Source organism: Vibrio sp. 10N.222.48.A3, assembly GCF_041475345.1.
GTDB lineage: Bacteria > Pseudomonadota > Gammaproteobacteria > Enterobacterales > Vibrionaceae > Vibrio > Vibrio tasmaniensis_A.
Window position 1 is genome coordinate 1 of the sequence record NZ_JBFRVX010000059.1, and the last position, 4,099, is coordinate 4,099.

Annotated in this window: 4 protein-coding genes; 1 reads left to right on the forward strand and 3 read right to left on the reverse strand. The window is 42.6% G+C overall.

Translation table 11 applies throughout. The features are described 5' to 3' along the window. Both AB4653_RS02275 and trxB read right to left on the reverse strand, forming a co-directional pair. The coding region (locus AB4653_RS02275) for an ABC transporter transmembrane domain-containing protein (RefSeq protein ID WP_372103218.1) at positions 1-1,146 on the reverse strand (1,146 nt) is incomplete at its 3' end. Positions 1,147-1,307: 161 nt separating this feature from the next. After that, positions 1,308-2,267: a thioredoxin-disulfide reductase gene (gene trxB, locus AB4653_RS02280; protein ID WP_004733400.1), complete on the reverse strand. Its 960-nt coding sequence runs from the start codon at positions 2,265-2,267 to the stop codon at positions 1,308-1,310. 650 nt (positions 2,268-2,917) lie between these two features. Here trxB and AB4653_RS02285 point away from each other — a divergent pair. Next, positions 2,918-3,010 (forward strand): winged helix-turn-helix domain-containing protein, encoded by a 93-nt coding sequence (locus AB4653_RS02285; RefSeq protein WP_232281805.1) that lies wholly within the window; start codon positions 2,918-2,920, stop codon positions 3,008-3,010. Between the two features lie 52 nt (positions 3,011-3,062). Here AB4653_RS02285 and AB4653_RS02290 read toward each other — a convergent pair. Further along, positions 3,063-4,099, reverse strand: a 1,037-nt coding sequence (locus AB4653_RS02290; RefSeq protein WP_372103221.1) for an alginate O-acetyltransferase AlgX-related protein, incomplete at its 5' end; no start/stop codon positions are given.

A 4,099-nucleotide genomic window follows, 5' to 3' on the forward strand; every position in this document is an offset into this window, starting at 1 on the left:
AACTAACGCAGTCGATTGGCGAGTGTTAAGTGCGAACGAGATAGGACCAACCAATTGAACGCCTTCAGGGCTTAACACTTTTAGGTCGCTAGCTTCAATATTGATGCCTTGAGCCGGATCGAGCTGAGTGTCGCCTGATTTAACCTTAGTGATGTCGGTTTCTAAGAACTCGACAATACTTTCGGCTGCGCCAACCGCTTGTTGCTTCGCGTGGTAGAAAGTACCTAAGTCACGCAGAGGTTGGTAAAACTCTGGCGCCAAGATAAGGATGAACAAACCTGCGAATAGAGTAATGCCAACACCGTAGTGACCGAAGTTCAGTTCACCGATGTAAGTGAAACCAAAGTAAACCGCGGTCATCGCGATAGAGATCGACGTGAAGAACTCAAGTACCGCAGAAGACAAGAAAGCGATTTTCAACACATCCATGGTGCGCGTTCTGAACACTTCAGATGCACCTTTAAGTACTTCTGTTTCAGCGTTGGTGCGATCAAATAGACGAATGGTTGTCATTGACTGCAAACGGTCGTAAAAGTGACCTGAAAGACGCTGCAGCGCTTTGAAGTTTTTACGGTTTGCATCGGCCGCTTTCATACCAACAAGTGCCATGAACATCGGCACCAGTGGAGCCGTAATCAAGAAGATCAGTCCTGCTGCCCAGTTTATTGGGAACACCACAACCAAAATAATGAATGGAATCATTACCGATAAAGACATCTGAGGAAGGTAACGAGAGAAGAAGTCTTGCATGTCTTCTACTTGTTCTAACAACAGCGTTGCCCACGTACCGGCAGGTTTACCTTTAATGTAAGCAGGGCCTAACTCACGTAATTTATCTAGGATGAGTTGCCTGATGTAGACGCGGATTTGTTCACCACAGCGATAACCTGCGATTTCACGTCCCCATGTACAGCCAGCACGGCCAACGACCGATAATGCCAAGCCTGCGAAATGACCAACCAGTTCAGATTTATCGACATTCTCGATGATCAGCTGGTGAAGAATAGAGGCGAGAAGAGCTGCTTGAGCAATTAAAAACACGCTTGAAAGTACGCCAAGGCTAATCGCAATCATAAGCCAGCGTTTCGCTAACTTACTCTGTTGCTTAAGCCACTTGTTCAAGCTGCGTTGTTTTTTCTTATCCATTATGAAGGCTTAATGATAATTATTATTTGTTGAGGGCGGCTAGTATACAAAAGAAAGCCCAGTGGATATACCACTGGGCTCTAGGGATTTACAACAAAATGTGATGACGCCCTGCATCTACTGAGGCGAGAGCACCGATAATCAAATCTGCAATCTCAGATTTACTTATCGTTAAGGCCATCTAGGAAGCGCTCAGCATCCAGTGCAGCCATACAACCTGTACCAGCAGAAGTGATTGCTTGGCGGTAGTTGTGGTCCATTACATCACCTGCAGCGAACACGCCTGGGATGCTGGTTTGTGTTGCGTTACCTTCAAGACCAGACTGTACGATGATGTAATCATCTTTCATGTCGACTTGGCCTTTGAAAATTTCAGTGTTTGGTTGGTGACCGATAGCAATGAATGCGCCCATTACTTCGATATCTTCCGTTTTGTCAGACTGAGTATCTTTAATGCGAACGCCAGTTACGCCCATATCGTCGCCTAGAACTTCGTCTAGCGTGCGATCAGTGTGAAGAACAATGTTGCCGTTCTCTACTTTGTCCATTAAACGTTTCACTAGGATCTTTTCAGCGCGGAACGTGTCACGACGGTGAACTAAGTGAACTTCAGACGCGATGTTAGACAGGTAAAGTGCTTCTTCAACAGCGGTGTTACCACCACCCACAACTGCAACTTTCTGGTTGCGGTAGAAGAAACCATCACACGTTGCACAAGCAGAAACGCCACGGCCTTTGAATGCTTCTTCAGAATCTAAACCTAGGTACTTAGCCGATGCACCCGTTGAGATGATCAATGCATCACACGTGTACTCGCCAGAATCGCCTTTAAGGCGGAAAGGGCGGTTTGATAGATCGACTTCGTTAATGTGGTCGAACAGGATCTCTGTTTCAAAGCGCTCTGCGTGCTCTTTCATGCGATCCATCAGTGCTGGACCCGTTAAACCTTCAGCATCACCCGGCCAGTTTTCCACTTCTGTTGTGGTTGTAAGCTGACCACCTTGCTGCATACCGGTAACCAGTACTGGGTTTAGGTTTGCACGAGCAGCGTAAACTGCAGCTGTATAGCCAGCAGGGCCAGAACCAAGAATCAATAAATTACAGTGCTTTACGTCGCTCATGAGGACTCCGAAATTGAAATTGTTTTTATTTATAATCGCTTAGGATTGTATGGAAAATATGGAGGCAATAAAAGGTTAAACAAGGGCTGAAGTGTAATTAATCGTTATAGTTTATTATTGTCAGCTCTGCTCGCACCAATACAACGGTGGTTTGACACCCAATGAGTCAGAAGATTGTTCTGGTTAAATTCTAAGATCGTAGTCAATATTAGTGGGCCACTACAGATATAGCCGTGACCACTGAAGTTGCTTGATTTTAGCCAAAATCAAGATCATGCTCGGTGACATGAAAATAACTCTATCCAATGAATAAAAAATTATGTTGATTAACCAACACGATACAACTCGCGATGGTATCAAAGCTGTATTCAATGCTAGTAACGGTTAGAGTCCTGAAGGAATTGCCGATGCACTGCTTACCCATGAAACAACGGTTAGACAGCATCTCAAAGACAATTCACTATCGAAGAAGCTCAAGCCTAAAAATGGTGGTTCAAGAAGTTACTTATCTGAGCAACAACCCCAAAGCTTGATTTGACACCTAACCGTGGGTACATATCATCATACGTAGAAGATTATTGCTCATGTTTTAACTGCTTATCGCGTGCAATATAGTGTTGTCGGGATGAATAAATGGTATCAGTTACAAAATGCCGAAAGGCGTGCCTCATAAGCTTGATGAAAATAAACAGAAAGCATTTATTGAGGCTTATGAAGTGCTCAAACCATCACCTTCAAGTTGATTTGACTGGTACTTCCACAAGTGGGGCTTGTGAAAGTACCAGTCAATATTGGTTACGGTTGTATTGGTGGAGGTGCTTGGAATAAATCATCAAGTGAATAGCGTTCAACAACTGTGACAAAAACGTAATCCGGTTTCCATTCTTGAATTAACTGTTCGAGCGCTTGTGTACCTAAAAGTTTACTCCAGTTTTGCTTCAAGATATGGCTAAAGGTAGCTGTCATATAAGGAGCTAAAGCGTTCCCGTATGAATCACTTAACCATAATACTTTTTTGTTATTGAGTGCCTTTGGTGTTGTGATTAAGTACAGGTCATCCCTATGCCCATATAATGGTGCTGTGCCTTTGTATACCACCGAATCTTTGTTGTAATCACTTATGATATGACTTAACTGTAAATTGTTTGCTTCTGTTATTGGATTAGGATCAGAATATAGACTGCCAACTCGGAGAAATCTTGTAAGGTCACCATGGATATATGAATCATTCCGTATGACATTACTCCAATTAAGAGGAGGTAAAACTAGGCCTTCATTATTGATTCGTAACATAAACTCATTGAAAGCAACTCCCGCACCGTAATAATTCCAATGCGTATCAGTCTTGTAGTATAAATCTTGAGTATTTATAACGTCAGATATTGTATGCCTGATGTCGATGTAGATATCATTGTCATACAGCGTATGCGATATCGATTCGCTACTGGTTTTTGCCCATAGAGGTAGATATTCGTTGTAAATTGTACTCTTATTTGGCCCGACTAATATTTTATAGTCTGTAACACCGTTCTTTTGAAAGTACTTTTTCCAGAGTGTCTGTGATTCTATGATTACTGATGAGCGTTCCTGAACTTCTACAGTTTGAAAGCCTGTACGGTAAGCTGAAATTGTTTTTTGGTGGTCATCGCCTAAAAAGAACCACCCATCTTTCCCAACAACAACGGAGTTAGGTTTGATGCTTACCCCTAGAGGAACTAAATATGGGTTTATTTTCCCTTCAATAACATCAAGTGAATAAAGGAACTTTGTATTAGTTAGATTTTCCTTTGTAAATCCACCTGAAAAAATATTTACAATCGGCAGTATTGATA